General features: G+C 62.2%; 18 protein-coding genes and 1 tRNA gene. 5 read left to right on the top strand and 14 right to left on the bottom strand.

What is annotated here, in order from left to right; all coding sequences use genetic code 11:
- Nucleotides 1–207 precede the first annotated feature (207 nt).
- From J2Z31_RS23440 to J2Z31_RS23410, 7 genes are all read right to left on the bottom strand, one after another.
- Nucleotides 208–1,044, bottom strand: a complete 837-nt coding sequence (locus J2Z31_RS23440; protein WP_209605133.1) for an MBL fold metallo-hydrolase — start codon at nucleotides 1,042–1,044, stop codon at nucleotides 208–210.
- Nucleotide 1,045: 1 nt separating this feature from the next.
- Nucleotides 1,046–1,825: a TatD family hydrolase gene (locus J2Z31_RS23435; protein ID WP_209605131.1), complete on the bottom strand. Its 780-nt coding sequence runs from the start codon at nucleotides 1,823–1,825 to the stop codon at nucleotides 1,046–1,048.
- Between the two features lie 14 nt (nucleotides 1,826–1,839).
- Entirely contained in the window at nucleotides 1,840–3,390 is a 1,551-nt protein-coding gene (gene metG, locus J2Z31_RS23430) for a methionine--tRNA ligase (RefSeq protein ID WP_209605129.1), read from the bottom strand.
- Nucleotides 3,391–3,528: 138 nt separating this feature from the next.
- Entirely contained in the window at nucleotides 3,529–4,560 is a 1,032-nt protein-coding gene (locus J2Z31_RS23425; RefSeq protein ID WP_209605127.1) for a DNA polymerase III subunit delta', read from the bottom strand.
- Nucleotides 4,557–5,237, bottom strand: coding sequence for a dTMP kinase (gene tmk, locus J2Z31_RS23420; protein WP_328243629.1), 681 nt, complete (start codon nucleotides 5,235–5,237; stop codon nucleotides 4,557–4,559). The genes J2Z31_RS23425 and tmk overlap by 4 nt, the downstream gene beginning before the upstream one ends.
- Before the next feature lie 80 nt (nucleotides 5,238–5,317).
- Nucleotides 5,318–6,472, bottom strand: coding sequence for a D-alanyl-D-alanine carboxypeptidase family protein (locus tag J2Z31_RS23415; protein ID WP_209605123.1), 1,155 nt, complete (start codon nucleotides 6,470–6,472; stop codon nucleotides 5,318–5,320).
- Between the two features lie 58 nt (nucleotides 6,473–6,530).
- Nucleotides 6,531–7,568, bottom strand: a complete 1,038-nt coding sequence (locus J2Z31_RS23410) for a septal ring lytic transglycosylase RlpA family protein (protein ID WP_209605121.1) — start codon at nucleotides 7,566–7,568, stop codon at nucleotides 6,531–6,533.
- A 275-nt stretch (nucleotides 7,569–7,843) separates the two neighbouring features.
- Here J2Z31_RS23410 and J2Z31_RS23405 point away from each other — a divergent pair.
- Nucleotides 7,844–7,933 (top strand) — tRNA-Ser (locus J2Z31_RS23405).
- 217 nt (nucleotides 7,934–8,150) lie between these two features.
- Here the strand turns inward: J2Z31_RS23405 and J2Z31_RS23400 are convergent.
- From J2Z31_RS23400 to J2Z31_RS23380, 5 genes are all read right to left on the bottom strand, one after another.
- Complete coding sequence (locus J2Z31_RS23400; protein ID WP_209605119.1) at nucleotides 8,151–11,771, bottom strand: DEAD/DEAH box helicase; 3,621 nt, start codon at nucleotides 11,769–11,771, stop codon at nucleotides 8,151–8,153.
- A gap of 127 nt (nucleotides 11,772–11,898) precedes the next feature.
- Nucleotides 11,899–12,387: a hypothetical protein gene (locus J2Z31_RS23395; protein ID WP_209605117.1), complete on the bottom strand. Its 489-nt coding sequence runs from the start codon at nucleotides 12,385–12,387 to the stop codon at nucleotides 11,899–11,901.
- A 200-nt stretch (nucleotides 12,388–12,587) separates the two neighbouring features.
- Nucleotides 12,588–14,102, bottom strand: coding sequence for an ATP-binding protein (locus J2Z31_RS23390; RefSeq protein WP_209605115.1), 1,515 nt, complete (start codon nucleotides 14,100–14,102; stop codon nucleotides 12,588–12,590).
- Between the two features lie 151 nt (nucleotides 14,103–14,253).
- Complete coding sequence (gene murI / locus J2Z31_RS23385) at nucleotides 14,254–15,102, bottom strand: glutamate racemase (protein WP_209605113.1); 849 nt, start codon at nucleotides 15,100–15,102, stop codon at nucleotides 14,254–14,256.
- Nucleotides 15,089–15,916, bottom strand: a complete 828-nt coding sequence (locus J2Z31_RS23380) for an RNA methyltransferase (RefSeq protein ID WP_209605112.1) — start codon at nucleotides 15,914–15,916, stop codon at nucleotides 15,089–15,091. The genes murI and J2Z31_RS23380 overlap by 14 nt, the downstream gene beginning before the upstream one ends.
- Before the next feature lie 214 nt (nucleotides 15,917–16,130).
- Here J2Z31_RS23380 and J2Z31_RS23375 point away from each other — a divergent pair, with 214 nt between their 5' ends.
- From J2Z31_RS23375 to J2Z31_RS23360, 4 genes are all read left to right on the top strand, one after another.
- Nucleotides 16,131–17,345, top strand: coding sequence for an NADP-dependent isocitrate dehydrogenase (locus J2Z31_RS23375; RefSeq protein ID WP_209605109.1), 1,215 nt, complete (start codon nucleotides 16,131–16,133; stop codon nucleotides 17,343–17,345).
- A gap of 192 nt (nucleotides 17,346–17,537) precedes the next feature.
- Complete coding sequence (locus J2Z31_RS23370) at nucleotides 17,538–18,287, top strand: HAD-IIB family hydrolase (RefSeq protein WP_234939602.1); 750 nt, start codon at nucleotides 17,538–17,540, stop codon at nucleotides 18,285–18,287.
- Between the two features lie 90 nt (nucleotides 18,288–18,377).
- On the top strand, nucleotides 18,378–20,036 hold the full coding sequence (locus J2Z31_RS23365; RefSeq protein ID WP_209605105.1) for a SulP family inorganic anion transporter: 1,659 nt from the start codon (nucleotides 18,378–18,380) through the stop codon (nucleotides 20,034–20,036).
- A 266-nt stretch (nucleotides 20,037–20,302) separates the two neighbouring features.
- The gene (locus tag J2Z31_RS23360) at nucleotides 20,303–21,163 is read left to right on the top strand and encodes a universal stress protein (RefSeq protein WP_328243628.1); all 861 of its coding nucleotides are present in this window, start codon (nucleotides 20,303–20,305) and stop codon (nucleotides 21,161–21,163) included.
- Nucleotides 21,164–21,309: 146 nt separating this feature from the next.
- Here J2Z31_RS23360 and alaS read toward each other — a convergent pair whose 3' ends face one another.
- On the bottom strand, nucleotides 21,310–23,973 hold the full coding sequence (alaS, locus tag J2Z31_RS23355; RefSeq protein WP_209605101.1) for an alanine--tRNA ligase: 2,664 nt from the start codon (nucleotides 23,971–23,973) through the stop codon (nucleotides 21,310–21,312).
- 223 nt (nucleotides 23,974–24,196) lie between these two features.
- Complete coding sequence (gene recA, locus J2Z31_RS23350; protein ID WP_209605099.1) at nucleotides 24,197–25,282, bottom strand: recombinase RecA; 1,086 nt, start codon at nucleotides 25,280–25,282, stop codon at nucleotides 24,197–24,199.
- Between the last annotated feature and the right edge of the window lie 78 nt (nucleotides 25,283–25,360).

The following is a 25,360-nucleotide window of genomic DNA, read 5'->3' as shown; positions in this document are numbered from 1 at the left end:
AAGGGTGAGCTGCGAATAGCAGAGCGACATCCAAAAATCTCCAAGGCGAAGCCTTTGTTTTTATTGGCATGTCGCACTTGGAAATAGAATGTACCCCCCTACATCAGGAGATCGCATAAGATAGATTATGGAACTATTGTCTACCGTGCAAAGCGCTGGTTTGTGGAACGTAATCAATGCACTGGGCCGGAGTCCTAATTCGCGACTTCATGCCTCTTCACCGCTTGGCATGTCGATTTCGAATTCCAGGCGCATCATGTCGTAAGCCGGTTCGACGTGATCCGGAGTCTCGCCACGCAAGGTCTCGTAATCGAGCGGCACATGCATGTGCGTCAGCACGGCGCGCTTCGGCGCGAGCCGGTTGATCCAGCCGAGCGACTGCACCAGCGACAGATGGCTTGGATGGAATTTGTACTGCAGCGTGTCGATGACCAGCAGATCGAGACCCAGAAGCTTTTCGATGGTTTCCGCAGGAAAGTCGCTGACGTCGCTGCAATAGGCAAAATCGCCGATGCGGAAGCCGAGCGAGTGAACATTCCCGTGAAACTGCATCAGCGGCTCGATCGTAATCGGGCCGCCGGCGCCGTGGATCGTCACCGGCGGAAGATCGTCGTCGATGACGTGCGGCTCGACGATCGGCGGATAGCCGCTGCCCGGCGGTGATTCGAGGCAGTAGCGAAAACCGTCGCGGATCCGGGCCATGGTGAACGCATCCGCCCAGATCGGCACGCGCTTGCGATTCTCTATGACGAAGCCGCGAAGATCGTCGATCCCGTGCAGATGATCGGCATGGGCATGGGTGTAGAGCACTGCATCGATATGGCGAACCTCGGCTGCGATCATCTGGGCGCGAAAATCGGGGCCGGTATCGATAACGACCGTCGTCTTGCCGCCGTCGGCGGCGAATTGCTCCACGAGCAGCGCGGCCCTCATGCGTCGGTTGCGTGGATTCAACGGATCGCAGGCACCCCAATCGCCGGTTATCCGCGGCACGCCTGGCGAAGATCCGCAACCGAGGATGGTGAAGACCCGCCGGAACGCCATTTCACAGCCTCGGCATCTTCGAGAAAATCCGAAACGCGTTTTCCGTGGTGATGTCGTCGATCTCGGCCCTGGATACGCCGATCGTCTCGGCCAGGACGTCGGCCGTGTGCGCGACATAAGCCGGCTCGTTGCGCTTGCCGCGGAAGGGCCTCGGCGCCAGATAGGGTGCGTCCGTCTCGACGACGATCCGATCGCGCGGCAACGTCTTGGCGATGTCGCGCAATTCCTCAGACTTCGGGAAGGTCAGAATGCCGGAGAAGGAGACGTAACCGCCGAGCTCGACGCCGACGCGCGCGAGTTCCTGGCCGGAAGAGAAGCAATGGAGAAGGAAGGGAAACGCCCCCTTCCCCGATTCCTCCGTAAGGATGGTCGCCATGTCCTCGTCGGCCGAGCGGCTGTGGATGACAAGCGGCAGCCCGGTTTGACGCGCCGCTGCAATATGCCGGCGCAATCCTTCGGCCTGAGCCTCGCGCGGGGCGTTGTCGTAGAAATAATCGAGCCCCGCCTCGCCGATCGCCACCACCTTCGGATGGGCCGAGAGGCGGACCAGATCCTCGGTCGTAATGTCGAGTTCTTCATCCGCGTTGTGCGGGTGGGTTCCAACCGAGCAAAAGACGTTCGGGTATTTCTCGGCGATCGCGAGTGTCGTCTCGAACCGTTTGACGCGCGTCGAAATCGTCACCATCTGGCTCACGCCGGCGTCACGCGCGCGTTCGATGATCGCGTCCCGCTCGGGCTCGAAATCGGGAAAATCCAGATGGCAATGCGTGTCGATCAGCATCGGCTCGCTCTCGCTTACGCTTCCGGTGCCACGTAGCGCGGGAAAACCGGCTTCGGCGCTTCGAGCGGCGTTCCGGAGACAAGCCGGCCTGCCTCGCCGAGCGCGGCGAAGCTGCGCTGGTCCGCGGGCGCCGCGACGAGATCGAGCAGCTTGCCCGCCGATTCCGGCATGAAGGGCTGCATGAGGATCGCGATCTGGCGGACGACTTCCGCCGTCACATAAAGCACGGTCGCCATGCGTTGCGGGTCGGTTTTCTTCAGCCCCCAGGGCTCCTGGCCGGCAAAATAGCGGTCGGTTTCGGAAACGACGGAGATTATCGCGGCGAGCGCGCGGTGGATGAGCTGCTTGCTCATGTCGTCACGCGTCGTCTCGAGGAGCGCATCGGCTGCGGCAAGCATCGCCTTGTCTTCGTCGGTCAGCGGCCCGCAGGCCGGAATCTGGCCGTCGCAATTCTTGAAGATCATCGACAAGGATCGGCTGGCGAGATTGCCGATGCCATTGGCGAGGTCGGAATTGATCCGGGTCGCGATCCCCTCCTCGCTGTAGCTGCCGTCCTGTCCGAACGAGACCTCCCGAAGGAAGAAATAGCGGATCTGGTCGAGGCCGAAATGCTCGACGAGGTTGAACGGGTCGACGACGTTGCCGAGCGATTTTGACATCTTCTCGCCCTTGTTCAGCAGGAAGCCGTGGGCGAAGACGCGCTTCGGCAGCGGCAGGCCTGCCGACATCAGGAAAGCCGGCCAGTAGACGGCATGAAAGCGGATGATGTCCTTGCCGATGATGTGGATGTCCGCCGGCCAGAATTTCGCACGCGGCCCGTTCTGATCGGTCAGATAGCCTGTCGCGGTCAGATAGTTGGTCAGCGCATCCACCCAGACATACATGACGTGGGCCGGGTCGTTCGGCACCTTGATGCCCCAGTCGAAGGTCGTACGGGAAACCGAAAGATCCTTCAGCCCCGATTTGACGAAGGAGACGACCTCGTTTCGCCGTTCGGCCGGGCCAATGAAATCCGGGTTGTCCTCGTAATGCTTCAGGAGCTTGTCCTGGTAGGCCGACAAACGGAAGAAATAGCTCTCCTCCTCGACCCATTCGACCGGCGTCCCCTGTGGTCCGTAGCGCACGCCATCGTCGCGCAGCTCCGTTTCGCCTTCCTGGTAATAGGCCTCGTCGCGGACCGAGTACCAGCCCGCATAGGAATCCTTGTAGATGTCGCCCGCCTCGCTCATGCAGACCCAGATCGCCTGCGACGCCTCGTGATGCCGCTTTTCGGTCGTGCGGATGAAGTCGTCGTTCGACGCGTTGAGCAGCTCGGCCATCTTCTGGAACTCGGCCGAGTTGCGTTCGGCGAGCTCCGCAGCCGAGACCCCCTCCTTCTTGGCCGTCTGCTGCATCTTCTGGCCGTGTTCGTCCGTCCCGGTGAGGAAGAATACCTCACGCCCGTCGAGCCGCTGGAAGCGGGCGATCGCGTCGGTGGCGATCAGTTCGTAGGCATGGCCGATATGCGGCTTGCCGTTCGGATAGGAGATCGCGGTAGTGATGTAAAAGGGGGACGTATTTTTCATTGGCGGCTTCGATTATCTCGGATCGGAAACTATGGCTGCTATTAGCGCATCGCCCTTAGGTAGGGAACCGCCAAGGCAAGAAAAAGCCGATTGCAACGGCCGCCGCGATCGAGCGGAAGTGGAGGGTTCACTCCTGCCCTATAAGGCGTCCCTGAGGTCGTCGAGAAGCGACAGGATCGTCTGCTTGCGATCTAGGTTGTAGGCGTCGCTGAGCGCCAGGCGCTCGGCGAACCCGCTCGAAAGACGCGCGAAGCGATCAGCGCTCGCGATGTCGCCGGCCAATGCTGCGTCGCGCGCCAGTTGCATGACCCTGACCGTCAGCAGCGACGAAAAGAAATCGAAGATCGTCTCGCTGTCCTTGGCCGAGAGAACGTCGGCGAGCTTGTGCATCTGCTTGCGAACCGCCGGCCCCTGCCCCGCGAGAACCTCTTCGAAGGCGGCGGCGATGTCGAGTCCGCCGTAATTGATGAGCTTCAGCGCCTCCGCGACGCTTCCGCCCGCTGCGGCGAGGATCTGATCGCCACTCGCGCCGCCAAGATCATATCCGAGATGCGCGAGCGCCTGGCGCAACGGCTCCGCCTCGAGCGGCTTCAGCCGCAGAGGCAGGCAACGCGAGCGGATCGTCGGCAGGAGTTTGCCGGGTGCATGAGTGAGGACGAGGAAGAGGGATCGGCGCGGCGGCTCCTCGAGGATCTTCAGAATGGCATTCGCCGCATTGCGGTTGAGGTCGTCCGCCGGGTCGACGATGACAATTCGCCAGTTCCCGGTGCCCGAGGTCTGGCCGAAGAACTTTCCGGCGCGGCGCACTTCGTCGACGGTGATCGCGCCCCTGGCCCTGCCCGTCTTCTCGTCGATCGGACGGGTAAGATGGAGGAGGTTGTGCGACGCGCCGGACGCAAGCTGACGCGTCGTCATGGAAGCCGGATCGGGATCGGCAAGGCTCTCCGGCGCCTCGGTTGGTTCCGGATGGCGGAGCACGTGGTTGGCAAAGCGGAAGGCGAGCGTCGCCTTGCCGATGCCTTCCGGCCCCTCGATGAGGATCGCGTGGTGCCCCTTGCCGGATTTGTAGCTCTGCGCCAGAAAGGCCTCGGCCTCGGCGTGGCCGAAAAGCTTGCTGTTTTCCGCCGGAGCGATCGCCCCGTCGAGCAGGCCTGACCGCTCGGTCGTCATGACGCCACTTCCGCCGTTGAAGGGTGCGATTCGTCTTCCCGCGGGAGCAGCGCCTCCACCAGGCTCAGCACTTCGGCGGCAATCTCATCGACCGGCCGCGTCGCGTCGACGACACTGCAGCGTTCGGGGTCGGCCTCGGCAATGTCGAGAAAGGCTTCGCGCCGCTTCTCATGCGTTTCAAGCTGCTCCTTTTCAAATCTGTCCGGGCGTTCATCGGCGGCCCGACGGCGCGCGCGCTCAAGTCCAATGACGGCCGGAAGATCGAAGATGATGGTGCGATCCGGAATGACGCCGTTGACGGCGACACGCTCCAGCGTTTCCATGAAACCCTGTTCGAGATTGCCGGTGATGCCTTGGTAGACCCGCGAGGAATCCATGAAGCGATCGCAAAGAACGATCGTTCCCCGCTCGAGCGCAGGGCGGATCACCTGCTCGACGTGATCGCTGCGCGCGGCCGCGAAGAGGATCGCCTCCATCCGCACGCCGTAGGCCTCCGCCGCCCCCGAGAGAAGAACGTGACGAACCGCCTCCGCGCCGGTAGAACCGCCGGGCTCGCGCGTCGTCAGCACGTCATGACCGCGTGCTCTGAGCGAATCGGCGAGGAGGCGCATCTGCGTCGACTTGCCCGCCCCTTCTCCGCCTTCGAACGTTACGAACAAACCCTTTGTCAGCGACACATGCTCTTCCAGATCGGCGTATCCATGGTTTCTGTTTAGCCGATCGGCCTCCCGGAAGAAACTGTCCCGGCACGCAATTGTCATAGCCAGAAGAAGAGTAGCTCCTGCAGCGCGTCAAGCGCACGGCTCGTGAGCGTCCCCGTTTCGACTGACTTGGCCGTATGGACGGGCACTTCCTTGATGAGCTTCTCGCCGTTCCAGAGCTTGACGACCCCGACCTCCTGGCCGGCCGCCACCGGCGCGTTCAGCGGCCACTTGTAGACGATGCGGGCGGTCAATCGTTCGGGGTTGTTCACCGGCAGGAGGACATCCAGCGGCTCTGCGGCGGCGAGGGCGACGCGACCGGCCGCCCCGCCATAGACGCTCGCTTCCCCGATCGTTTCCCCGCCGGCGAAGATGCGCCGCTTCTCGAAATTGGTCATCGCCCATTCGAGCACGCGGCGGCTCTCCTCGATCCTTTCCTTTTCGCTTGCGAGCCCGCCCATCGCCAGATAGACGCGGCGATCGCCCCGCTTCATCGAGGCCGCGACGGAGAAGCCGAAACCTTCCGCGAATCCCGTTGCCAGTCCGTCGACGCCGATAATGGCGGCGAGCAGCGGGTTCTTGTTGCGCTGGTAGATCTTGTTCCACTCGAAATCGGGTTGCGAATAGAGGCGGTAGCGGTCCGGATGCGCCTCGTACAAGTGCCGCGACAGGGTGACGAGTTCGCGCATCGTCATCCTGTTTTCAGGATCCGGAAGGCCGGTCGCGTTCTTGAAAGTCGCGACCGGCATGCCGAGATCCCTTGCCCGCTTCGTCATCCGCTCGGCAAAGGCCGCCTCGCTGCCGGCCATTCCTTCCGCCAGCACGATGCAGGCGTCATTTGCCAGTTGAACGATCGCTCCCTGGACGAGATCCGCGACCCTGATCCTCGATTTGATGGGGGCAAACATCGTGGAGGTGCCGGACGGCGCGCCACCCGTCCGCCAGGCATATTCGGAGACTTCGAATGTCGTGTCGGGCGTGACCTCGCCCTTGTCCAGCGCCTCGAAGACCACTTCCATCGCCATCAGCTTGGCGAGCGATGCAGGCGGCACCGGTTCGTTCTCGGCCCGCGAAAAAAGCACGGTGCCGGTTTCCGCGTCGACGAGATAGACCTGTTTGGCCTTGGTGTCGAAGCCGGGCGTCTGCGCTGCCGCCTCCCCCACGGCCAATGCCGTGAGGACGCCTAGGATCGCGAGCCACTTCATGCGCATGAGAAACTCCGGTTTCTTCACGGGCATAGCAGCGAGAACGGCCCCATTTCAAGCGGGGTCAGTAGGAGGAAGCGATCCCGCGTTGCCGCTTCGCATAGGCGAGAATCGACTGAGGCGTCAGCGGATTGGGATCGGCCATGATCAATTCGAACGGCGAAGCCCTGTCGCTGACCCTGACCTCGGCATAGGCTGCGGCATAGGCCATGTTGCCGTTCGGCAGCGGTATCAGTTCCGGCCGCTCTTTCGGCATCGGGCCGATCTCCGGCAGCGTCACGAATTCCGAGATCGCGGCCGATGTGGGAGACGAAGGCGAAGTCGCCGCAAGAGCATTGACCGGCGCGCCGGCGCCAAGGGTTGACTTCGGCGGTATCGTCAGCGTGCCGAGGCTTTGTGCCTGGTTGCGCAGCGGCTCGTTCGACGCCACCATGACGCCCGTTGCGATCTGGCCTTCCGGCATTACGCCGGGGCTGCGGTCGCCCTTCGTCACATAGGAGGCCATCAGATAGGGCATGTCGTTGCCCTCGAGCGGTGCCCGGCCGATATATTGGACGCGCACCTTGGCACTGCCCTTGCGCTTGATATCGAGCAGATCGGCGGTTTTCGACGAGACGTCGATGATACGGCCATATTCATAGGGGCCGCGATCGTTGACGCGTACGATCACCGACGAGCCGTTCTCGACATTGGTGACGCGCGCGTAGCTCGGCAGCGGGAAGGTCGGGTGCGCTGCCGAAAGGTGGTACTTGTCATAGACCTCGCCGTTCGCCGTCAGCCGGCCGTGGAAGGCCGAGCCGTACCAGGAGGCCATGCCGCTCTTGTTATAGCCGGGCTCCTCTTTCGGCTGATACCACCTGCCCTTGACCTGATAGGCTCGCCCCACCTGGAAGCGCCCGCCGCCCTTCGGGATATTGCGCCCCTCGGCCACTCTCGGGCTGGCTTTGACGCCGTAGACCGATTCAGGAAAGTATTCCTTGCTTCTGGAAGCGCTCTTCTTGACGCTGGACGTGGCACCGCAGGCCGCAAGCGCGGCACAAAGGAGTGGAATTGCCGCGAGGCGCAATCCCCTCGCAATGCACGCCGCTTGTCTCTCTGTCATCTGTCCCACTAGGTCATTTGCAATGGCCGTGCCGAAACGTTCCGCTTTACCCCCACGGAAATTTCGACGTCCCGAAAAGGGACATTCAGCAATCATGACAACAACAAGGCGAAAATACGAACCGCAGAGCGAATCCGCGCGGGGTTTTTCGCTTTATGGTTTACGGATGGTAAAGAAAGGCGCCTCAGCGGCAGGCGACGGCAGCGAAGAAATTCTTCCGGACGCGTCACCTAAGTCTTGCAACGCCACGCACTTCGCGCAATAACGCGCTGCCCGGACAGGTGGCCGAGTGGTTTAAGGCAACGGTCTTGAAAACCGTCGTACGGGGAACCGTACCGTGGGTTCGAATCCCACCCTGTCCGCCATGTCCAGCCTGTCCAGCCCGGAGACATAGGTTACAGTTTGTACCTAAGACATGGGTGACAACCTCGTGCCGAACGGGTTGTCGTACCACATCAAGCGCGAGAGGCCGTCATTTCTTCCAAAACCGTTCCGGCAGGCAGCAAGAACCCAAAGTAGATCAGGGTGGCAATCTCGCGATTGTTCAGGTCCAATCGGAAGTGGCTAGCGTTAAACCACATGTCACGCTGACGCCAACTGCCGCTGCAGGACCTGCAGGCTGGTCCCTGCGGCCGCCCATGCAGCGGCGGAACCGACCACATATAGGTTTTGCTTGGCGCGCGAGACAGCGACGTTGATAATGTTGGGTGGGCTAGCTGCCCACTGACGCGCCTTGTGCTGGTTCGCTTTCGGCGCGCCCAACAGTAGGATGACCGTGTCCGCTTCACGGCCCTGGAACGTGTGGATCGTGCCTACACGGTCACTGCTCCACTCATCGGTCTTTACGCCAAATGCTCGCAGCAGATCTGTTTCTCTGTCGAGAAGCCGGCGCATTTCCTGCTCTACGATTTTGAATGGCGTGATGACGAACACGTCTGGGTTGGTCACGCCCGATGCCGCCAATTCCCTGAGCATTCGTACTACGGCATCGCCCTCATCGGGACACCACTTCGACTCGGCATTTCCATTGACATCGATCCAGCGAGAGCGCCCCAAGACCGACCCGATTGGCCCGGGACGTATCGGCGCGACTGCATGGACCATCTGCCCGGCATAGGCGATGGTGTTAGAAACATCGAACATCGGGTTTTGGCAGCGCCGGTGTACAAGGAGAGGTAGCCCGACCTCTCGATCACCGATGTTGGTGACGAAGGTAGATTTGAAGCGCGATGCCTGATCGGCAAGGGTCTGCGTCGATGCCGCAGGGGCGGACCATTCGGTCTTGTCGATATCGAAGAACTTGCAAATTTCGGAATTCAACTTTTCGGGCAGCGAAACAACGGGGGGGATCTGCAGCGGATCGCCCACCACAATGGAGCGCTTTGCCCGCATGATCGCGCCAACGGCTGCCTGAGGAACGGCCTGGCCTGCTTCATCGACCAGAAGCCAGCCTATGCTATCGGGAGGCAAATCCCCGAACATGGTCCTTACGGAGGCGAACGTCGTGGAGACAGTGGGCACCACCATGAAGAGGCTGGACCAGAGGTCGGGGAGCAGTTCACGATGAGCGGGCGACTGGAAGGCACCAGCCTCCATTGCCGACATCAATAGCCCGAGATTGTGTTGCAGGCGATTGGCCGAAGCATCGATGAAAGCCTTATGCACCGCCAAGGCAGCAGCGAACAGATCCTCACGCATGCGGTGGACGTCATCCGGAAGCCAAGGTGCCGTCAGATGGATAGCCTCGTGCTCGCGCTCGAAGAATAGCTCATCGACAATTCTGTCGCCCAAGCGGTTTCGTGCCTGCGCCGCAGCTGCGTTCAATTGAGAGACTGCCTGCCGCTTGTTGGCAGTTTCACGGTCGAGTTGCTGTAGTTGGGATTGGGCCTTGCTCCACTCTGTCTTGGCAAGCTCCAACGCGGCGTCCGCAGCCTGCGCGCGTTGGGCTGATTTCTGCAGGGTTGCCGAGAGATTCTGCTGAGTCGAACTCCATGATTTCCAGGCCGCAGTCCCGAACAACCGGGAGAAGTAACCCGGGCGGCTGAGAAGATGGTTATCGAGCAAAGTCTTGTCCCGCTCGACCTGCGATTTTGCCTTCTCCTGCTCTTGACGGCGGGCCTCGCCAATTTGACGTGCTTGTGCGACGGCTTCGTCCAAGCGGGGACGGAATTCATCCAGCTTCCGCAGTTCGATGAGCGCATCCTTGAGTATCCGGATATCTCGGCGCATCTCTTCGATCCCGGCGATTTCAAAATCCACTGCCTTCTTAAGCTTGAGGAAGCCTGCCTTTGCCTTGCGCCAGGCAGCGGCGGCGTCCGCCTCGTTGGTGCTGGGCCGCTCGTTGACGACCACGTTGGGCATCACGCGATCGATGATTTCGCCAGTCCGCTCGTCGTTTATCTCGCGCACGACATTCATACCGCGAGCTGCCTTCAAGTAGGTGAGGAAGCCACCGTCCTCGTTCCACCAGAAACCCTGCTGGAACGCACCTCGATTGCGGCCATTGCCAAGTGCGGCTGCGATCAATCCCCAAGTCTCGATCGGGTCGGTGGTGGCTTCCTCATCGGCTTCGAAATAGCCGGCGCGTTTGGGGTTCGCGATCAGGTCGCTGATGGACCTAAAGTAGGATATCTGTTCATGTCGACCATTGGCCTCCTTTAGGGGGAGCTCCTTGCTAACGTTCTCGACCGCCTTGTTATTCGAGGACGCAACGACGATCTCATGCCCTTTCAAGGACGCATCGAGCCGGTAGAAGTGTAGGAAGACGTTAGATCCGAATGCCAGCTTCTGGCCCGTGGGGAAAAATGCATCCTGCGGCTTGTCGAAGCCCGCCATCGCCATGGCCCGATCGAGAACGCAACCGACCACGATATCCCTGAGGAGAGTGGTCTTTCCGGTTCCCGGCGGACCATTGACGCCCATGATGCCTGGATCATCACCCAGTTCCGCGCGTGCAGCATTCACGGCGGCTTGCTGTAGCAGAACCAATGGATGGCCGCCATGCGAGGGCCAACGAGCCTGCGGCATGAGCGACGGCGCAACGAACGGCTCGACTGCGGAGACTGGCGACAGCACGTCGACTTTCTCGCCGGGCCTCCCAATTCCCATGTAACGCAGCAAACCGGCCCCCGCCTTGCCCGACTCTATCAGTTCCGCTGCTTCGCGGAGATCCTCAAGATAGAAGGAATTCAGCAAGGATGGCTCGGGTGGTGTCTTCGCCTTGAAGTGATGGAAAACCTTGAGCGCGAATGTCGGAGGCTCGACTAAATGTTCGGGCACGCCGAACTGCGACACGAGCCATCGATGTGCGCTAAGGACGACGTCCAGATCGATTGGTAACGGTTCTCCATGCTCGTCGTGGCGGCGAACCATCCGATCAAGCCGCTCAATGATGCGCAGCTCTACTTTCGGCCAGGCCCCCAAGCTTCCGAGCTTCAAATCGAGCGCCGGCTTGAGCGCCCATGCGAAGCTAGAAACGGCCACGCCCTTGTCTTCCAGAACAAAGCCTTTGTTGTCGATCAGGATTGAGCCGATGGCAGCTCTCTTGCCATCTGGGCGTGAACGCTCCTCGTCCTCTCCAAAGACCTTGACCAGTTCGTCCGTCGCCTTGTCGAGGGCGATGGCGCCGAGGAAGACCTCGAAATAGAGCCTGTGATTTGGCTTGCTGCGGGCGTCTCGTCCCCATGGAATGCCTCGCTCTAGAAGGGCAACACGGGATCGGTCGCCGGACGCCATTTCCTCAGGTCGTTTGTAGCTTTGTGGGGACAAGGCCTCCAAGGCTGTCCATGCCGCCAGGATTGCCCGCGCATCATTCGTTTTACCCGAAGGTGAGAAGGATGGTAGCAGGCCGAGATCGATTCTATCCTCGCTGATTTGGTGCCGGGTGTTGGAATCAGACGTAGGCTCCCGGCCGAGGGGCACGACTCTTGTCGGTGCGTCGCTTGGCGCGACCGCAGAAGATTTTGTCAGCGCCGGGGCGGAAGCGCGCGTCGACGCACCAGAAGCCGACAAGGGTACCACCCTGTGGCTGGCAAGCTCGGTCAAAACCTCCTTGATCTTCGTTGCTAGAGACCGTGCTTTGGCAGTGTTGCGGAAGGTCAGCTCGTGCGATAACCGGTCAAGTTCATTGGCGTCATTGCGCGACCGCTCGAAGATCGCTTCTAGGTCGAAGACTGATTTTTGTGCGTATGGTCGTGTTGCCATAGTTGTATCGCTCAACATCCCCATATGGGGAACCCTGTGGTGCCGTTATACCTGGGGCATGGGTGGCAACCCATTCGGCACGATGTTTCCATGAAGTGGAACCCAAATTCGCTAGGCAGGTCCCGCCTCAAATCGGCTCCTTAATGCCAGAGCCATAGCTATACTTCAGATGCCGCTCGGCTCCATTCTTTGGTGAGATCGCGGTAAAGTGAGACTGGACTGGCAAGCCTGTATTCGCAGAGATCCAGATCTCTATTCTATCGGTCTGCTGGTCGTACAGGCGCTCGTAGCGGTACAATGAAGTCGCAACTCCTTCCAACGTCTCGCGCCTGATGAACTCGCAGTTCCTCACGCTTTCAGGTGATATGTATACACGCTTGTTAACGTGCCATGGACCGCCTTCAACGCTGTGATATTGCTTTGTATTGATGAGAACGGCCTGCCCAGACGAAGAATACCCGAATCCGTCATTCACCACGCGCACTGCGAGGTGAACCTTCGGAGCTTCATTTAACTTACGCATCGTCGTCTGAACCGCACCGCATGCCGTGTCCGCCGCAAGTGCAGGCATCGACAGGCTGGTGGCGCTGCAGAAGACAAATGCGAGCACGATCATTTCTCCACTATTTCCCTTCAACGTAGTGTCCCCTGATTCGGCATCCCGAAATAATTGTATTGATAGAAGATGCAGTTGAAACGGCTTTGATGGGAAAACGAGGAAAGGCCGAAGTTCTCCGCCGATGTCCGACGAGACATAGCGATGCAATCGCCGCCTATGCTCTCACCGGGTGAGACTGACAACCCCTAAATACAGCCCTACTCCGCAGCCGACCGTTCCGAGCCGCCGGCGTCGGCTGCATTCGCGTCGACCGGAGCGGTCTCCGCGCCCAGATCGGGAAAGGCCACGATCCGCTTGCCGGAGAAGTCGGCGTGCACGACGATCAATCCCTGTTCCTCGAAATAGCCGAGCAGACGTCGGGCGCGGCGGGCGGAATGGGTGCCGTAGGCGCGGGCGATCATCGCATCCGAAGGGCACGGCAGGCCACGCACTGCCGCCTGGGCCATCATCAGGAAGACGGATTGCAGATCCTCGGTCACGCGATCGGCAAGCCTTAGGGCGGACGCCCACGTTTCCGTCGCGGCGGTCTCGGGGTCGACGCCGGATCGGGCAATTGCCATTTTGCGGCGGAAGGCGCTCAAGGAGAGCGCCGCACCGGGCACGCGCCGGATTCGGCAGCGCACGAGAAAATCCTGGAAGAGCTCCGCATCGGAGCGGAATGCAGCGTCTGCATTTGCCATGATCTCGGCAAGCAGAGCGTCGAGCAAAGCTTCGCGCTCCTCTGCGGATATCTCCGGCTGAGCGGGCTTGATCTCAAGCTGTCCCACCGGCTCCAGCCGCGGGCGCGACAATTCGGCGAGAATGTCGCTTGCCGGGCGCGGTTGCGGTGCGGCGCGGCGTATGACGGGTCGGGTCAGTTCTTCCGGATCGGGCGTGAAGATCAGGTCCTCGACGTCTTGTGGCGCCTCGGGCAAGGGCATCAGCTTCGGGCTCGTCGAGCGCGCGGAGGTCTCGACCGAGCCGATCGTCACTTTCAGCGGCCGGCGGGAAAGCGCCGGGCCGAGCGCCACAAAGGAGCCGCGCTTCAGGTCGCGGAACATCTCCGCCGTGCGGCGGTCCATGCCCAGGAGGTCGGCGGCGCGCTGCATGTCGATGTCGAGGAAAGTGCGCCCCATCAGGAAATTGGAGGCTTCCGCCGCAACGTTTTTCGCGAGCTTCGCCAGGCGCTGGGTGGCGATGACGCCGGCAAGTCCGCGCTTGCGGCCGCGGCACATCAGGTTGGTCATGGCGCCGAGCGAGGTCTTGCGCGCCTCTTCCGAGACATCGCCGCTGACGGACGGCGCGAACATCTGCGCCTCGTCGACGACCACCAGCACGGGATACCAATACTCGCGATCGGCGTCGAACATGGCGTTCAGGAACACGCCGGCGCTGCGCATCTGCTGCTCGACGTCGAGGCCTTCCAGCGAAAGCACGCAGGAGACGCGGTGTTGCCTTATCCGGGTGGCAATGCCGGCGAGTTCCGCATCCGTCCGTTCGCCCTCGACCACCACATGGCCGAACCTCTCGGCAAGCGTGACGAAGTCCCCTTCCGGATCGATGATGCATTGCTGCACCCAGGGTGCCGACTGTTCGAGCAGGCGGCGCAGAAGATGCGACTTGCCCGAGCCGGAATTGCCCTGCACCAGCAGACGCGTCGCCAGAAGCTCTTCGATATCGAGCGAGGCCGATGTCCCCTCGGACGTCGTTCCTATGTCGATGCCGACTTTCATTCCCACCTCTTCGTCCCAGACCGATTCGCGGCAGCAGACTGCCAAAACGGGCGACACCTAGCATGGAATAGGTCCCGACGTGCCGCCGATTGCGAAAACCCACAGGGAATAGTTCGCGGCGCGCGACGCATTCGTCCGGGCTACGAGGCGATCACCAAACGGTCTTCGTCTGAGGAGTCTCTCCTCGCTCAGAGACGAGGCCTGGGCTCACTTTCAATCCGAACCCCTGCATCAGCCGGCGCGTTGCAAAATCGGGTTTGCCCGAGGTGAAGATCGCGGGATCGTCGCCGTTGATCGGCTCGAAACCTTTCGGCAGCGGCACCAGCGAGCGCGCGCGCCTGGCAATCGCCTCGGCAGGGTCGAGCCAGTCGACCGGCCAGGGCGCAAGGCGCCGGAAGACGTTGGCCATGAAAGGGTAATGGGTGCAGGCGAGGACGACGATGTCGGTCTTGCCTCCGTCCATCTCGACGAAGCAGGGCGCGATCTCGGCCAAAACGGCCTCGTCCTCGAGCTCTTCGCCGCGGATATAGGCTTCTGCCATGCGCGCCAGGTTTTCCGAGCCGACCAGCCGCACATGACATTGCGAGGCGAAGGACTGGATGAGGTCGCGGGTATAGGCGCGCCTCACCGTGCCGGGCGTCGCCAGAACCGCCACGACGCCCGAGCGCGTGCGTTCGGCGGCCGGTTTGATCGCCGGCACGGTGCCGACAAAGGTCATCTGAGGATAGGCGGCGCGCAGCTCCGAGCCGACGAGCGTGAAGGCGGTGTTGCAAGCGATGATGCAGATTTCCGGATCGTGTTCGGCCAGCAATCTGCCGAAGAGAGCGATCACGCGCTCTTTCAGGGCGCCCTCCTCCCAGCCGCCATAGGGAAAGCCGGCATCGTCCGCGATGTAGATGAAATGCCGCTCGGGCATCAGCACCCGCGCTTCGCGAAGCACGGTCAGGCCGCCGATGCCGCTGTCGAAGACGAGAATGGGTTTGAGCTCAATCGTCTTCACAGCCGCCCAATGCTTTCCTGCTTAGCGCTGGCGCGGCCGAACCCCGCGGATTCTCCCGCGTGAACCGGTCGAGCGAAGAGACAACGCCGCGCAGCACCTGGATTTCGGATTCGGTAAAGGAAGGCCGTGTCAGGACCGCCCGCAGATTTTCCATCAATTTCGGCTTTTTATCGGCGGGGCGGAAGTAGTTGCGCGCATCGAGCGCCTCTTCCAGATGATCGACCAGGCCCTGAAGCTGCTCCTTGGTGGCCGGGTGCTGCGCGATCGCCTGGAAGGAAGTCTCCTCCTCCGAGCCCATGCCGGTCTTCATCCATTCATAGGACATGAGAAGCACGGCCTGCGCCAGATTAAGGGAGGCGAAGGCGGGGTTCACCGGAAAGGTCACGATCTCGTCGGCGAGCGACACCTCCTCGTTGGTCAGGCCCGTGCGCTCGCGACCGAAGATGATGCCCGTCGCCTGCCCGGCCGTGAACCGGTTGCGCAGTTCACGCGCGGCGACGATGGGCGAGCGGACCGGCTTGTAACCGTCGCGATCGCGCGCGGTGGTCGCGTAGACGAAATTGAGATCGGCGATCGCCTCCTCGAGCGAGCCATAAAGCTTGGCATTGTCGATCACGTGGTCGGCGCGGCTTGCTGCGGAGCGCGCCTTTTCGCTCGGCCAGCCGTCACGCGGATTGACGAGACGCAACTCCGACAGGCCGAAATTCGCCATGGCGCGCGCTACCATGCCGATGTTTTCTCCGAGCTGGGGAAAGGCCAGGATGATCGCCGGACCTTCCGTCAAGAGTTCGCGCTCGCTGTTCGTGCCTGCCATCGATATTGCCTTCGTTTAATTGGCCGCTTCCCTCGCACAATCCGCATCGAATTTGAAGCCTTCATGCCGTTAAGCCTCGTGCCGGCCGCGTGATTTCCTCGAGCCAAAGTTTCGGCCAAGCATGCTTTGCGTTGTCGACCCATGGTGCTATAGGGCTCTGGATTTTTCCACCGGCGGACACCGCACGGCGTCCCGCAAAGCACGAGGCACATTCATGGCAAAGATCAAGGTCGCCAATCCGGTCGTCGAGCTCGACGGCGACGAGATGACCCGCATCATCTGGCAGTTCATCAAGGACAAGCTGATCCATCCCTATCTCGACCTCGATCTCGAATATTACGACCTCAGCGTCGAGAACCGCGATGCGACCGAAGACCAGGTGACGATCGATGCCGCCAACGCCATCAAGAAGCACGGCGTCGGCGTCAAGTGCGCGACCATCACGCCCGACGAAGCCCGCGTCGAGGAATTCAACCTGAAGAAGATGTGGAAGTCGCCGAACGGCACGATCCGCAACATCCTGGGCGGCGTCATCTTCCGCGAACCGATCATCTGCAAGAACGTGCCGCGCCTCGTTCCCGGCTGGACCAAGCCGATCATCGTCGGCCGCCACGCCTTCGGCGACCAGTATCGCGCCACCGACTTCAAGTTCCCCGGCAAGGGCAAGCTCACGATCAAGTTCGTCGGCGACGACGGCCAGACGATTGAGCATGAGGTCTATGATGCTCCGGGCGCCGGCGTCGCGCTCGCCATGTACAACCTCGACGAATCGATAACGGAATTCGCCCGCGCCTCGTTCAACTATGGCCTGCAGCGCAAGGTGCCGGTCTACCTCTCGACCAAGAACACGATCCTCAAAGCCTATGACGGCCGCTTCAAGGACATCTTCCAGAAGGTGTTCGACGAGGAATTCGCCGAGCAGTTCAAGGCCGAGAAGCTGTGGTACGAACATCGCCTCATCGACGACATGGTCGCCTCGGCGCTGAAGTGGTCCGGCGGCTATGTCTGGGCCTGCAAGAATTATGACGGTGACGTCCAGTCCGATATCGTCGCGCAGGGCTTCGGCTCGCTCGGCCTGATGACCTCGGTGCTGATGACGCCGGACGGCAAGACGGTCGAGGCGGAGGCCGCGCACGGCACGGTCACCCGCCACTACCGCCAGCATCAGAAGGGCGAGGAGACCTCGACCAACTCGATCGCCTCGATCTTCGCCTGGACCCGCGGCCTCGCCCATCGCGCCAAGCTCGACAACAACACCGAGCTCGCAAAATTCGCCGAGACGCTGGAGCGCGTCTGCGTCGAAACCGTCGAAGCCGGCTTCATGACCAAGGACCTGGCGCTGCTGATCGGTCCCGACCAGCCGTGGCTGTCGACGACCGGGTTCCTCGACAAGATCGACGAGAACCTCAAGAAGGCGATGGCCGCCTGAGCCAACCAACATGTCACCGCTTTGGAAACCCGGCCCTCGCGCCGGGTTTCTTGTATAATGGGTGCGACGCTACCGATTGGGAAGCTGGGATACGCAATGCCCCTCACCCTGGCCTCTCCCCGCAAGGGAGAAGGTCGCGGCAGCGGGATGACGGGCATTTTCCGACCATTGGCGAAGAATGGGACGGAAAAAATGACAAACGGTCCGGTAAGGCTGCTGGCATCGGACATCGACGGAACGCTGCTGGGCGACGAGGCGGCGGCCGAACGCTTCCGGCGGACCTGGCATTCGCTGAAGAGCGAGGAGCGGCCGCTCCTCGTCTATAACAGTGCCCGCACGGCCGACGATATATCGTCGCTGGTCGAGGCAAAGCTGCTACCGAGGCCCGACTACATGATCGGCGGTGTCGGGACGGTTATTGCGGATGTGCGCATTGCGGGGCCCCTCCAGGCTTTCATGGAAGAACTTGGCCCTCCCTTCGAGGAGCAAGCGGTCGCCGCTGTCATGCAGTCGATCGAGGGGGCGGCTCCACAGCCTGTCCTGCACCAACTCCCTCACAAGATAAGCTGGCACCTGCCGGAAGCCGGCGAAGAACGAATCCGCTCGCTCGCGATGCGTTTCGCCGCCGCAGGATTGGCTGTGAAGCTTGTCTATTCCTGCCGCCGCGATCTCGACATCCTGCCGCCTGCCGGCGGCAAGGGCGGCGCGCTCGCATGGATCTGCCGTCGTTTGTCGATCGGGCTCGACGAGGTCGTCGTCGCCGGCGACAGCGGCAACGACCGGGAGATGTTCGAGATGCCGCATGTCCGCGGCGTGGTGGTCGCCAATGCTCTTGCCGAACTCCGCGACGCCGCATCGCTCCACCGCCGACATTTCCTGGCATCGCGGTGCCATGCGGATGGCGTGATCGAGGGACTTGAGCATTGGGGGGTGCTGCGCTGACAGCGCTTGTTCGGCGACGCGACTCAGCTACGCTGAGCATGCCCGGCACGTTCGATCCCGCAACGTGACGGCGTCCCGAAAGCCTCGCCGATGCCAGATACCGTCGTCCCGAAAACAATCAGCGTCATTGCCGAAGGCTATGATCTCGCCCGCCTCAAGGCGGATGCCTTTGCCGGGCTGACGGTTGCGATCGTCGCCCTGCCGCTTTCGATGGCGATTGCCATCGCCTCGGGCGTTACCCCCGACCGCGGGCTCTACACGGCGATCATCGGCGGCTTCCTCGTCTCGCTTCTCGGCGGGAGCCGCGTGCAGATCGGCGGCCCCGCCGGCGCCTTCATCGTCCTCGTCGCTGCCACCGTCGCACGCCACGGCATCGACGGTCTCCTGCTGGCAACCGCGATGAGCGGCCTCATGCTGATCGCCGCCGGCTATCTTCGGCTCGGACAATACATCAAATTCATTCCCTATCCGGTGACCGTCGGCTTCACCGCCGGAATCGCCGTGATCATCTTCGCAAGCCAGCTGCGGGACCTGTTCGGTCTCACGCTGGCAGAAGGAGAGCCTGGCCCGATCCTTGATAAAATCGTCGTGCTCGGTCGTGCGGCCGATACGGTCAACTGGGCGGCCGTACTGACCGCGGCGTTGACGATCGGCATCATCCTCGCACTTCGCCGGCTGAGGCCACATTGGCCCGGCATGCTGATCGCTGTTGCCGCAGCATCTGTCCTGGTCGCCCTGCTGCAATTGCCGGCCGAAACGATCGGAACGCGCTTCGGCGGAATTCCGCGCGGCCTGCCCTTGCCGGCCCTGCCGCCGTTTTCGCTGGAGAAGCTGACCGCCGTCTTCCCCGACGCGGTCTCCTTCGCCCTTCTCGGTGCGATCGAATCGCTGCTTTCGGCCGTCGTCGCCGATGGCATGACCGGCCGCAGGCATCGTTCGAGCATGGAACTGATCGCGCAGGGAATCGCAAATTTCTGCTCGGCCCTCTTCGGCGGAATATGTGTGACCGGCACCATAGCGCGCACGGCAACGAACGTACGCGCCGGCGGCACGAGCCCTGTTTCGGGCATGCTGCACTCCGTCTTTCTTCTTCTCTTCATGCTGCTGGCCGCGCCGCTCGCAAGCTATATCCCGCTTGCCGCGCTCGCCGGCGTGCTCGCAATCGTCGCCTGGAACATGATCGAAAAACCGGCCTTCATGGCGCTGCTGCGATCCTCCTACGGCGATGCGGTGGTTTTGCTCGCCACCTTCCTCATTGTCGTCTTCCGCGAACTGACGGAAGGGATCGTGATCGGCTTCGCTCTCGGCGCGGTACTGTTCATCGACCGCATGGCGAAGAGCATCTCCGTCGGGGAAAGCACGCCACTGGCCATTCTGAAACGGGAAAATGGCGAGGAGGAGCATCCGGTCGTTGCCGACGACCCGGACACGGTCATCTACCGGATATCGGGCGTCTTCTTCTTCGGTTCCGCCGCCACGGTCGGCACCGTCCTTGACCGCATCGCCGATCAGCGCCGGAACTTCATTCTCGACTGCTCCGAAGTCCCGTTCATGGATTCGACCGCCGCCAGCGTCATTGAAGGCACACTCAGGAAGGCTGAGCGAAGCGGCGTGCGCTTCATCATCACGGGGGCGAGGTCGCAGGTCCGCCGCACGCTTTACCAGCATCACGTTCGCCCGCCCCGCGTTTTGATGCGCGCCTCGGTCACCGCGGCCCTCGAAAGCATACGAGCCGAAAAGACCGCATGAAAACGGCTGGCGCCGCAGGCGATCATCAGAGGAAATCGGTGATCGCCGGACCGGTGCGCGGTGCAGCACGCGGCCGGGTCCTCGATATCGGAATGAGATGCCAAACCCTTCGACGTTGCGGGCAATCCTGCGTGGGGGTAGATTAACTCCTTGCCACAGAGGCGCAAAGTCTGTGCCCGAGGCGATGTGGAAGCCCCGCCGGAAGAGGGCCAATGAACACAGCTCCCGCAAAAGGCAACGACATCAACGGGCCGGCGGCGGGTAATGTGTTTGCCGACCGGCCTCGCGAGCTGACCATCCACGCGGATGTCCTGGCCCTGTTGCCCGACTTTGCGAGTGCCCGCGCCTGCCTGGATATCGCCGAAGACGCCGCCCGCGCCATCCAGGGCCGCATGGCCGTCGCGCACATCGGTGCCGATCCTGAAGCGATGATCGCCGCGCCCGAGGAAATTGATCTGCAAATGCTGCGCAACCTTGAGGAAGGCATGCCACGCGAGCGTCTCGAGCGCGTCGAGCGGGCTTTCAATGAGTGGAAAGGAGCCAACACCGCTCGCCAGGAGATTCCGCTGGACGACTGCCGCGGCGATCTCGCCCGTTGTGTGCGGAGTGAATGCCACGGGATCGGGCTTGTCGTCGCCCCGGCCCACGGCAGCATGGATGCGCGCGATGCCTTCCACGACGTGCTCTTTAAGGAGTGCAAGCTGGTGCTCGTGCCGCCCAGCGGGGGATACGCCGGCAAACTTCTCCAGCACGTCGTGATCGGCTGGAAGCCGCATCCGCATGCACGCGATGCGGTTTTCGCGGCAAGGCGCTGGCTGGCAGCAGCGGATCGCGTCACGGTCCTTTGCATCGACGACGAGACGGACGACAGCTATCAGTTGACGGCCAGAGAGCTGCTCGCGCAGCTGAGCCTAAGGGGCGACGTCGTCGCGGTCAATTCGGACGGCCGCTCAGTCGCCGAGTCCCTCCTCGACTTCGCCGGCGCAGCAAATGCGACCTGCCTGCTGATCGGGGCGTTCCGACATGGCTACTTCCTTGAGCTGCTACTCGGCCGCGTCACCCGTTCCCTGCTGTCGCATGCGGCGCTTCCTCTGTTGATGAAGCACTCTCTGCCGGCTTGGCCGTAGCGTTGGCTACGACACGCGCCAGCCGAGCGACATTCCGCTCAGCTTGAGCGAACAGAATTGTTTCCATTCTTGCAGTCAGGTGGAATCACCTGACGTCGCACGGCATGGGGTCGTCCGGCGGGGGGTCGAAGTTCTCCTGCGGCTGCTCAGCCGGCGAGCGCAACCGCGACTGCTTCGATCGCCTCGGCCGCACGACCGCCGTCCGGTCCGCCTGCCTGCGCCATATCGGGTCGACCGCCACCGCCCTTGCCACCGAGTGCTGCCGAGGCGACACGCACCAGATCGACGGCACTGACCTTCGAAGTGAGGTCGTCCGTAACAGCGACGACGGCGCTTGCCTTGCCGTCGCCGGAAACACCGACGAAGGCAACCACGCCCGAGCCGAGCGACTTCTTGCCGTCATCGGCGAGGCTCTTCAGATCCTTCGGCTCGACGCCGGAGACGACCCTGCCGAGGAAGCGGACGCCGCCGATCTCGCGGGCCGCATCGCCCGAGCCGTTCTGGCCATCGCCGACGAGCGCGAGCTTCTTCTTCGCATCGGTCAATTCCCGCTCGAGCTTGCGCCGCTCGTCCAGGAGCGCCTCGACGCGGCCAAGAACATCGGCCGGCTGGACCTTGAGTGCGGCGGCCAGGGTCTTGACCCGCTCGTCCTGCTCATTGAGGTAGGCGCGGGCCGCCTCGCCCGTCAGAGCCTCGACGCGGCGCACGCCGGCGCCGACAGCGGTTTCCGAGACGATCCGGATCAGGCCGATATCGCCGGTCGCCGAGACATGCGTGCCGCCGCAAAGTTCGACCGAATAGGGCTTGCCGGCCTTCGTACCGCGAATGCCCTCACCCATCGCTACCACGCGAACCTCGTCGCCGTATTTTTCGCCGAACAGAGCCATCGCGCCTTCGGCGATCGCGTCGTCGACGCTCATCAGCCGGGTCGTGACCGGGGTATTCTGGACGACGATCTCGTTCGCCATTTCTTCGACGACCTTCAACTCTTCGGGCGTCATCGGCTTCGGATGCGATACGTCGAAGCGAAGGCGCTCAGGCGCGACGAGCGAACCCTTCTGCGCCACATGCGTGCCGAGCACTTCGCGCAGCGCCTCGTGCAGGAGGTGCGTCGCCGAGTGATTGGAGCGTAGGCGGGTGCGACGTGCATGGTCGACGGTCAGCGCCGCCGCTTCGCCGGTTTTGACGCTGCCTTCGGCGACCACGCAATAATGAACAAAGAGCCCCTCGCCACGCTTCTGCGTGTCGGTCACGGTCAACTTGCCCGTTTCCGTGGTAATGACACCGGTATCGCCGACCTGACCGCCCGACTCTCCATAGAAGGGCGTCTGGTTCAGGATCACCTGGACGCTGTCGCCTTTCGATGCCGTTCCGACGACGGCACCGTCGCGCACGATCGCCTGGATCACGCCTTCCGCCGTTTCGGTGTCGTAACCGAGGAAATCGGTCGCGCCGTGCTTTTCCTTGAGCTCGAACCAGATCGTCTCGGTTGCCGCTTCGCCGGAGCCGGCCCAGTTGGCGCGCGCCTCGGCCTTCTGCCGCTCCATTGCCGCCGAGAAGGCATCGGTGTCGACGGATATGCCCTTGGCCCGCAATGCATCTTGGGTCAGGTCAAGCGGGAAGCCGTAGGTGTCGTAGAGCTTGAACGCGGTCTCGCCGTCGAACTGGTCGCCTTCGGAGAGCCCCGCGGAGGCATCCGCAAGCAGGTTGAGGCCGCGTTCCAGTGTCTTGCGGAAGCGGGTCTCTTCCAGCTTCAGGGTTTCGGAGATCAGCGCCTCGGCACGCACGAGCTCCGGATAGGCGCGGCCCATTTGGCCGACCAGCGCCGGCAGGAGCTTCCACATCAACGGCTCGTCGGCGCCGAGCAGCTGCGCATGGCGCATGGCGCGCCGCATGATGCGGCGCAGCACGTATCCACGGCCTTCATTCGACGGCAAGACGCCGTCGGCGATCAGGAAGGCGGAGGATCGCAGATGGTCGGCGATGACGCGATGGCTCGCGCGGCGCTCGCCTTCGGCCTTGACGCCGGTCGCTTCCTCGGAAGCCGCGATCAACGCCCGGAAGAGGTCGATGTCGTAATTGTCATGCTGGCCCTGCAGCACTGCGGCAACTCGTTCGAGGCCCATGCCAGTGTCGATCGAGGGGCGCGGCAGGTCGATCCGCTCGTCCTTCGTCACCTGCTCGTACTGCATGAAGACGAGGTTCCAGATCTCGATGAAGCGATCGCCGTCCTCCTCGGCCGAACCGGGCGGACCGCCCCAGATCTCTTCGCCGTGGTCGTAGAAGATTTCCGAACACGGGCCGCAAGGGCCGGTGTCGCCCATGGCCCAGAAGTTATCGCTCGTCGGAATGCGGATGATGCGGTCGTCGCTGAGGCCGGCAATCTTCTTCCAGAGGCCATAGGCTTCGTCGTCGGTGTGATAGACGGTGACGAGCAGGCGCTTGGCGTCGAGCCCGTACTCCTTGGTGATCAGGTTCCAGGCAAGCTCGATTGCGCGTTCCTTGAAATAGTCGCCGAAGGAGAAGTTGCCGAGCATCTCGAAAAAGGTGTGATGCCGCGCTGTATAGCCGACATTGTCTAGATCGTTGTGCTTGCCGCCCGCCCGCACGCATTTTTGCGCGGTCGCCGCGGTCGAATAGGGACGCTGCTCCAGGCCGGTGAAGACGTTCTTGAACTGCACCATGCCGGCATTGGTGAACATCAATGTCGGGTCGTTGCGCGGCACCAGGGGGCTCGACGGCACGATCTCGTGGCCGTTCTTGCGGAAATAGTCGAGAAACATCGACCGAATTTCATTCACGCCGCTCATCTTGCGTCCTATTCTGTGCACATTCCCCGGCGACGAGCGCGTGTTTCTCGTGCTCTGCGCCGCTAGCTTCAACCCCGCGCCTATCGCTTATAGCCGCCCTCGCCGACAACCGCAGCCATCGGAACCACAGGCTTTTATCTTCCGCATATCACGCTGTCCAGACGGCCAGCAAAAACCGGCCGCTCATGGCGAGGGCCGGCTTCGTGCGCGAAACTCGCTGATGTTACATACCGGCCGCTTCGTCGCCCTCGCTCTCCGGTCCGCCGTTTTCAAGGAACCGGTCGGCGATGAGGCCGGCATTCTGCCTGAGCGCCATTTCGATCTCGCGGGCCAGGTCCGGATTGTCGCGCAGGAACAGCTTGGCGTTCTCGCGGCCCTGACCGAGGCGCTGGCTATTGTAGGAGAACCAGGCGCCGGATTTTTCAACGATGCCCGCCTTGACGCCGAGATCGATGAGTTCGCCGGTCTTGGATACGCCCTCGCCATACATGATGTCGAATTCCACCTGCTTGAAGGGCGGCGCCATCTTGTTCTTGACGACCTTGACGCGCGTCTGGTTGCCGACGACTTCCTCGCGCTCCTTGACCGAGCCGATGCGGCGGATATCGAGGCGCACCGACGCATAGAATTTCAGCGCGTTGCCGCCCGTCGTCGTTTCCGGCGAACCGAACATCACCCCGATCTTCATTCGGATCTGGTTGATGAAGATCACCATGCAGTTGGACTTGGAGATCGACGCCGTCAGCTTGCGCAGCGCCTGGCTCATGAGGCGCGCCTGCATGCCCGGCAGATTGTCGCCCATCTCGCCTTCGATTTCGGCGCGCGGCACGAGCGCCGCAACAGAGTCGACGACGAGCACGTCGATCGCGCCGGAACGGACCAGCGTGTCGGTGATCTCCAGCGCCTGCTCGCCCGTGTCGGGCTGCGATATCAGGAGGTTCTCGAGATCGACGCCGAGCTTGCGCGCATAGACCGGGTCGAGGGCATGCTCGGCATCGACGAAGCCGCAGATGCCGCCCTTCTTCTGTGCTTCGGCAATGGTCTGCAGCGCCAGCGTCGTCTTGCCCGAGCTTTCCGGACCGTAAATTTCGACGATGCGGCCCTTCGGCAGGCCACCGATGCCAAGCGCGATATCGAGGCCGAGCGAACCGGTCGAGACAGTTTCGATCTCGACGACGCTGTCCTTCGAACCGAGCTTCATGATCGATCCCTTGCCGAACGCACGTTCGATCTGGGAGAGAGCCGCTTCAAGTGCCTTGCTTTTATCCACCGATTTGTCCTCTACGAGCCGCAAAGAGTTTTGTGCCATTGGGTCCACCTTTAGGTTATTGGAGCTATCGAGGCAATGAAGCCGCCGCAGGAGATTTTGTACATGGTTTGTTCCTTT

The organism is Sinorhizobium kostiense (assembly GCF_017874595.1).
GTDB classification, from domain to species: Bacteria; Pseudomonadota; Alphaproteobacteria; order Rhizobiales; family Rhizobiaceae; genus Sinorhizobium; species Sinorhizobium kostiense.
Note: the sequence above shows the minus strand (reverse complement) of the source record. Positions and strands in the feature narration are given on the sequence as shown.

Excerpts from the sequence above, each read along its gene's own strand:
- J2Z31_RS23410 (WP_209605121.1), bottom strand. The coding sequence starts at position 7,568 with ATGACAGAGAGACAAGCGGCGTGCATTGCGAGGGGATTGCGCCTCGCG.
- alaS (WP_209605101.1), bottom strand. The coding sequence starts at position 23,973 with ATGAGCGGCGTGAATGAAATTCGGTCGATGTTTCTCGACTATTTCCGC.
- J2Z31_RS23395 (WP_209605117.1), bottom strand. The coding sequence starts at position 12,387 with ATGATCGTGCTCGCATTTGTCTTCTGCAGCGCCACCAGCCTGTCGATG.
- J2Z31_RS23435 (WP_209605131.1), bottom strand. The coding sequence starts at position 1,825 with ATGCTGATCGACACGCATTGCCATCTGGATTTTCCCGATTTCGAGCCC.
- J2Z31_RS23365 (WP_209605105.1), top strand. The coding sequence starts at position 18,378 with ATGCCAGATACCGTCGTCCCGAAAACAATCAGCGTCATTGCCGAAGGC.
- J2Z31_RS23370 (WP_234939602.1), top strand. The coding sequence starts at position 17,538 with ATGACAAACGGTCCGGTAAGGCTGCTGGCATCGGACATCGACGGAACG.
- J2Z31_RS23390 (WP_209605115.1), bottom strand. The coding sequence starts at position 14,102 with ATGAAAGTCGGCATCGACATAGGAACGACGTCCGAGGGGACATCGGCC.
- J2Z31_RS23400 (WP_209605119.1), bottom strand. The coding sequence starts at position 11,771 with ATGGCAACACGACCATACGCACAAAAATCAGTCTTCGACCTAGAAGCG.
- J2Z31_RS23425 (WP_209605127.1), bottom strand. The coding sequence starts at position 4,560 with ATGACGACCGAGCGGTCAGGCCTGCTCGACGGGGCGATCGCTCCGGCG.
- J2Z31_RS23415 (WP_209605123.1), bottom strand. The coding sequence starts at position 6,472 with ATGCGCATGAAGTGGCTCGCGATCCTAGGCGTCCTCACGGCATTGGCC.
- metG (WP_209605129.1), bottom strand. The coding sequence starts at position 3,390 with ATGAAAAATACGTCCCCCTTTTACATCACTACCGCGATCTCCTATCCG.
- J2Z31_RS23380 (WP_209605112.1), bottom strand. The coding sequence starts at position 15,916 with ATGGCAGGCACGAACAGCGAGCGCGAACTCTTGACGGAAGGTCCGGCG.
- recA (WP_209605099.1), bottom strand. The coding sequence starts at position 25,282 with ATGGCACAAAACTCTTTGCGGCTCGTAGAGGACAAATCGGTGGATAAA.
- J2Z31_RS23440 (WP_209605133.1), bottom strand. The coding sequence starts at position 1,044 with ATGGCGTTCCGGCGGGTCTTCACCATCCTCGGTTGCGGATCTTCGCCA.
- J2Z31_RS23375 (WP_209605109.1), top strand. The coding sequence starts at position 16,131 with ATGGCAAAGATCAAGGTCGCCAATCCGGTCGTCGAGCTCGACGGCGAC.